The sequence below is a fragment of the Tistrella sp. genome, from assembly GCF_002684955.1.
GTDB lineage: Bacteria > Pseudomonadota > Alphaproteobacteria > Tistrellales > Tistrellaceae > Tistrella > Tistrella mobilis.
Window position 1 is genome coordinate 1 of sequence record NZ_NYWI01000069.1, and the last position, 5926, is coordinate 5926.

Below are 5926 nucleotides of genomic sequence, written 5' to 3' on the forward strand. Positions count from 1 at the left end.
ATCCGACCGATTATCGATCTGGCAGGACATGACCATACTACCGGCCGAAACGCTGTTCCGTTCCGGAGTTCCGCCATGCCTCCCGCCTTGTTTGCCCTGACGATTGCAGCTTATGCGATCGGCACCACTGAATTCGTCATCGTCGGGTTGTTGCCGACGGTGGCACAGGATCTGGGGATCGACCTGCCTGCGGCCGGGTTGATCGTCAGTGTCTATGCCCTGGGCGTCACCTTCGGCGCGCCTGTTTTGACCGCGCTCACCGGCCGCGCGGCGCGCAAGCCCTTGATGTTGGCGTTGATGGCGCTGTTCATCGCCGGCAACGGGCTGGCCGCGCTGGCGCCGGGTTACGAGGTGCTGCTGGTCGCCCGCGTGCTGTCGGCCTTCGCCCATGGGGTGTTCTTTTCGGTCGGCGCCACCATTGCCGCCGATCTGGTGCCGGAAAACCGGCGGGCCTCGGCGATTGCGATGATGTTTGCCGGGCTGACGGTGGCGATCGTCACCGGCGTGCCGCTCGGCACCTGGATCGGCCAGCATTTCGGCTGGCGCGCGACCTTCCAGGCCGTGGCGCTGATCGGTGCGGTTGCGCTCGCCGGCATCGCCGCCCTGCTGCCGCGCGATCTGCCCCGCGCCGCCCCTGCCCGTCTGGTCGATCAGGCGCGGGTGCTGGGCTCGGGCCGGCTGCTGCTGGTCTTCGCGATGACGGCGGCCGGCTATGGCGGCACCTTCGTCACCTTCACCTTCCTGGCGCCGATCCTGGAACAGGTGACCGGCCTCACCAATGGCGCGGTCAGCCTGGTGCTGGTGCTCTACGGCGTGGCGATCGCCATCGGCAACCTGGCCGGCGGCCGGCTGGCCGACCGCAACCCGGTCAGGGCGCTCGCCTGGCTCTTCGCCGCCCAGGCCGTAGTTCTGCTCGCCTTCAGCTTCACGGCCGTTTCGGCGGTGCCGGCCCTGGTCACCCTGGCGGCATTGGGTTTCCTGCAATTCGCCAATGTGCCGGGCCTGCAACTCTACGTGGTGAAGATGGCCCGCATTTACCGATCAGACGGGGTAGACGTCGCCTCGGCCCTGAACATCGCCGCATTCAATCTGGGCATTGCCGCCGGTGCCTGGATCGGCGGCCGGGTGGTGGCCTCGTCGCTGGGGCTCGGCGCCACGCCCTGGGTCGGCGCGTTGATCACGCTCGCAGCTTTCGCCCTCACCCTCTGGAGCGGCGCGCTGGACCGGCGCGCCGGCTACCCTGCCAGCTCCGCCAGCAAGGCCGCCAGAACCCGGGCGCCGGCGTGAAGATGCGCGGGTTCCGCCCGTTCGGTCGGGTGGTGGCTGATGCCCTGATGGCAGGGGATGAAGATCATCGCCGTGGGTGCGATGGCGTGCAGGTGCCTTGCATCGTGCCCGGCCGCCGAGGCCAGGTCCATGACCGGATGGCCCAGCACCGCGGCGATGTCGCGGATCCGGTCGCGCAGCGCTTCGGGAAACGCCAGCGAGGGCGCGTCGACCAGCGGTTCAACCGCCACCCCGCAGCCGCCGGCCAGTTCGACGCAGAGATCGGGGATGGCCGCGCCGAAGCCCTGCATCAGCCCGGTGTCGAAATGGCGCAGATCGATCGAGAACACCACCTTCGCCGGCACCACCGAGGGTGCATTGGGCGAAACGGTGAAACGGCCGAAGGTCAGCATCAGATCGTCGGCGGTGCTGCGCGCGATGGCATGAAGGCGCTGCACCATGGCACTGGCGGCGATCAGCGCATCGCGCCGCTCGGCCATCGGCTTTGTGCCGGCATGGGCCTCTTCGCCGGTCACCGTCACCCGATAGGTCTGCTTGCCCTGAATGCCGGTCACGGCGCCGACCACCCGGCCCTCGGCCTCCAGCACCGGGCCCTGTTCGATATGGGCCTCGACATAGGCCTCGACCGGCTGGCCCAGCTCGCGCACGGGCACATCGGGGAAGGCTGAGTTCACGGCCGCCAGCGCCGTGGCGACGCTCACCCCATCGGCATCGCGCACCCCCAGAATCTCGTCCAGCGGCCGCACGCCCGCGAAGGCTTCCGATCCCATCATGCCCGGGGCGAAGCGCGATCCTTCCTCGTTCATCCAGGCCACCGCCTCGATGCTCCGCCGGGGCACATGTCCCGCATCGCGGATCGCTTCCAGCACCTCGAAGGCGGCCAGCACGCCGTAAATCCCGTCGAAACGGCCGCCGGTCGGCTGGCTGTCCATATGCGAACCCGACAGCACCGGCGGCAGATGCGGCTCCCGCCCCTGCAACCGAAAGAAAAGGTTTCCAGCCGGATCGGTTGCAACGCCGAAGCCGCGGGCGCGGGCGATGCCGATCAGATGGGCGCGGGCCTGGATCTCTTCGGCCGACAGCGCCTGGCGGTCCACCCCGCCATCGCTGCGGGCGCCGAAGCGGGCCAGCTCCATATGCCGCTGCCACAGCCGGTCGCCATTTACATGCCCCAGAATGCGTTCCGCCTCCGGCGTGATCTCGCGACCGCTCGGCATATACCCCTCCCCCGTTTCCTTACGCCAGTCGGTGCGGCGGCGCCAGCTCTCCGCCGGCGCCGCGCCGCCTGTCCCGCCGCCATCGCCCGACATGGCGTTACGAGGTCTTCATGATCTGCGCCGGCTCGGCGCGCGGGTCGCGGGCCGTCCAGCGTCCGGCCTCGACCATGGCGATGAATTCGGCCAGCAGCTGGTTGAACAGCGCCGGCTCTTCCAGGTTGAGCGTATGGCCGGTTTTGGGCAGCACCGCCAGCCCGGCGGCCGGCAGGGTCTTCTTCATGAAGATGCCCGGCTGCAGGCAATGATCGTCCTCGTCGCCGACCACGATCAGCGCCGGCAGGGTGCAGGCGCGGATCTGGTCTTCCAGATCATAGATCGACGGCCGCCGCGCCTGAACGCCGCTCATCGTATTGGCGGCGCCGATATCGGAATGCTCGGCCAGACGGTCGGCGAAATCCTGCCAGCCGCGCGGATCCTTGTTCTGGAACTGCACCCGGCTGGCGCCCAGCGCATAGGTCTTGGCGAATTCTTTCGCCCCCAGCGTCCGGAACCGCTCGGCCACTTCCAGCGAAACGCCGCGGAAATAGTCCTCGAACTGCTTTTCCGCGCCATAACCGGCCCCGGCGATGGTCAGCGACAGGGCGCGTTCGGGGGCCATCAGGCCGAAATGCAGGGTCGCGAACCCGCCCATCGACAGGCCGACGATATGCGCGCGGTCAATGCCCAGATGGTCGAGCACGGCCAGCGCATCGGTGACGGCAATCTCCTGCGAATAGGCCGCCACATCCGTCGGAATATCCGAAGGCGCATAGCCGCGGGCGGAATAGGTGATGCAGCGATGCCGGCGCGCGAAGAACTGCATCTGCGGTTCCCAGGCCCGATAATCGCCGCCGAATTCATGGATGAACAGGATCGGCGTGCCGGTCCCCGCCTCCTCATAATAGAGGCGGGTGCCGTCGGTTGCGGTGGCAAAAGACATCGGACTTGCCCTTCCGGTCAGAACAGCGGCGGGATGTCGGTGCGGGTCTTCGCGCGCGCCGCCATCTGGGGCAGCAGGGCGCAGAAGGCTTCCACCCAGGCGGTCGGCACGGTGGTCGACACCTTGATGAAGCAGTCGCCGAAGCGGGGCGTATGATAGGTGCCCTGGCGGATCATGATCCCCGCGGTCTGAAACTCGGCCACCAGCGCTTCCGGCCGCACCCCGGCCTCGATGCATTCCACCACCACGAAATTGCCGTGGGAGGGGTAGACCGGCATGGCGAAGCCCGGCAGGGCATCGACCGCCTGTTTGATCAGCGCCTGGTTGTGGCGCTGGATCTGCTGCACCTCGGCCATCCATTCGTCCTTGACCCCAAGCCCGGCCAGCGCCGCCGCCTGGGCGATCACGCTGGCACCCAGGGGCGCGGTCGAAAACGGCGCGATGCGGTCTATCAGCTCGGGGTATGCGACCAGCGCACCCACGCGCATGCCCGCCAGCCCCAGCCATTTGGAGAAGCTGACCACCGTCACCGCGCCTTCGGGATAGATCATGCTGGCCGGCGTATGGCCTTCGGCGAAGTCGCGATAGGTGCTGTCATGGATCAGGATCGCACCTGCCTCGCGCGCGATCGCCGCGAAGGCGCCGATTTCCTCGGCGGTATAGGTGATGCCGAGCGGGTTGTTCGGGTCGACCAGATAGATGATCGCGGTCCGCTCATCCACCACCTCCGCCAGCCGTTCGGGGCTGAGGCGGAAGTTCCATTCGGGGCCGTAGATCGGGATTTCGATCACCTCGGCACCGTTCTGGGCGGCGAATTGCAGCGGCCATTTCCAGCCCGGATCGGTGGTGACGAAGGTCGTGCCGGGTTTGGCAAAGGCCCGGCAGATCAGCGCCAGCGCCGCCACCGCGCCGTCGGTCACCAGCGCCCGGGCGCCGGGCAGCCGCAGATCGGCGACGATCGCCGCCCGCAGCGCCTCCATGCCGGCGGGCGGCGCATAGGCGTGGAAATTCTCGGCATCCACCGCTGCATGCATGGCGGCGGCAACCGCCGGATGCTGGGGCACGTGATTGGTATTCTGGCCCAGCCATTTCAGCTCGGGATCGGAAAACAGCCGGTCGAAATAGGCGTTCTTGGTATCGAGCAGGCTCACGCACCAGTCTCCTGAAAAGCGGGCTCCTGAATGGCGGGCTCCTGAAAAGCGGGCGCCGCAACCGACCGCCGGCCGCCATCCTTGATGATCGACCCGCGCGAGGCGATGCCGCCATCGATGGTCACGATCGTGCCGCTGACATAGCCGGCGCGCGGCGAGGACAGGAACACCATCAGATCGGCCACCTCTTCGGCCGTGGCCGGGCGGCCGCCGGGATAGCGGTCGAACAGCTCGCGCCAGCGGGTTTCGTCGCCGAACATGTCGACCGCGCGCCGCTTCATCAGCCGCACCATGCGGTCGGTTTCCACCGGCCCCGGGTTCACGCCCAGCACCCGCACGCCGTAATCCATGCTCACCCCGCCAAGGGCGCGGGTGAAGGCCATCAGTGCGGCATTGCCGGTCGATCCGGCGATGTAATTGGCATCCCAGTTCTCGCCGGAATTGCCGATATCGTTGACGATCACGCCCGTACCCCGCGCCTGCATGCGGGCATACACCGCCCGGGTCAGCGAGATATAGCCGAAGACCTTCAGGTCGAAACCGCGGCGCCAGGAGACATCATCCACCGCATCGATCGGGCCCGAGGGGATATTGCCGGCATTGTTGACCAGAATGTCGACATCCCCCGCCGCATCGGCCAGCGCCACCATCTGCGCATCGCTCGACAGATCCATGGGGTAGATCGTCACCGCCACCCCGCATTCCGCCTCGATCGCCGCCTTCGCCTCGACCAGGGCCTCTTCCGAGCGGGCGGCCAGGTGCAGATCGGCACCCTCGCGGGCAAAGCTCCAGGCAGCGGCCAGGCCGATACCCTTCGATGCGCCGGTGATCAGAACCTTCTTGCCTTCAAGACCCAGCTTCACCGCTCAAAACCCTCATTTGGCACGCATGATATGCGTTTGTGAATGCAATAACGCCATTATTGTATACGACTACCCGCAAGTCAAGAACCGTCGACCCACCCCATGCACCGCCCGTCCCCCACAAACCCCGGCCGTGGCAAAGGAAGGTGGATCCCCGCCTTCGCGGGGATGACGGTGGTGGGGGCGGGGCGAAAACGGCAGGGCCGACGCCTGCCATGACCGCCCGATGGCGGTGAAAGCGGGGCGAAAACCGCAGGGCCCGCGCCTGCCATGACCGCCCCATCGCACCCGGCCCCCCTGTCCGATCCCCCCGTCGCCCACCTCCGCACCCCCTCTCTACCGTCATCCCCGCGAAGGCGGGGATCCACCTTCACGGCCTCGAAGGCCGGTCCAACGCCGCCATCCGGCTCTCTTCCCCCTCCCCCGTCA

General features: G+C 67.6%; 5 protein-coding genes. 1 reads left to right on the forward strand and 4 read right to left on the reverse strand.

What is annotated here, in order from left to right:
- Positions 1-75: 75 nt before the first annotated feature.
- Entirely contained in the window at positions 76-1287 is a 1212-nt protein-coding gene (locus CMO28_RS21460) for an MFS transporter (RefSeq protein WP_296716797.1), read from the forward strand.
- Here the strand turns inward: CMO28_RS21460 and CMO28_RS21465 are convergent.
- The 4 genes from CMO28_RS21465 to CMO28_RS21480 form a co-directional block, all read right to left on the reverse strand.
- Entirely contained in the window at positions 1236-2504 is a 1269-nt protein-coding gene (locus CMO28_RS21465) for a M20 family metallo-hydrolase (RefSeq protein ID WP_296716799.1), read from the reverse strand. The genes CMO28_RS21460 and CMO28_RS21465 overlap by 52 nt on opposite strands.
- 97 nt (positions 2505-2601) lie before the next feature.
- The gene (locus tag CMO28_RS21470) at positions 2602-3483 is read right to left on the reverse strand and encodes an alpha/beta fold hydrolase (RefSeq protein WP_296716802.1); all 882 of its coding nucleotides are present in this window, start codon (positions 3481-3483) and stop codon (positions 2602-2604) included.
- 17 nt (positions 3484-3500) lie between these two features.
- Positions 3501-4634 carry a pyridoxal phosphate-dependent aminotransferase gene (locus CMO28_RS21475; RefSeq protein ID WP_296716805.1) on the reverse strand — a complete coding sequence of 378 codons (1134 nt, stop codon included), beginning with the start codon at positions 4632-4634 and terminating at the stop codon, positions 3501-3503.
- Positions 4631-5497 carry an SDR family oxidoreductase gene (locus tag CMO28_RS21480; RefSeq protein ID WP_296716807.1) on the reverse strand — a complete coding sequence of 289 codons (867 nt, stop codon included), beginning with the start codon at positions 5495-5497 and terminating at the stop codon, positions 4631-4633. Before CMO28_RS21480 ends, CMO28_RS21475 begins: the two co-directional genes overlap by 4 nt.
- Positions 5498-5926 lie beyond the last annotated feature (429 nt).

Bases quoted from the DNA above. Each gene is read 5' to 3' on its own strand.
- CMO28_RS21465 (WP_296716799.1), bottom strand. From the start codon at position 2,504: ATGCCGAGCGGTCGCGAGATCACGCCGGAGGCGGAACGCATTCTGGGG.
- CMO28_RS21460 (WP_296716797.1), top strand. From the start codon at position 76: ATGCCTCCCGCCTTGTTTGCCCTGACGATTGCAGCTTATGCGATCGGC.
- CMO28_RS21470 (WP_296716802.1), bottom strand. From the start codon at position 3,483: ATGTCTTTTGCCACCGCAACCGACGGCACCCGCCTCTATTATGAGGAG.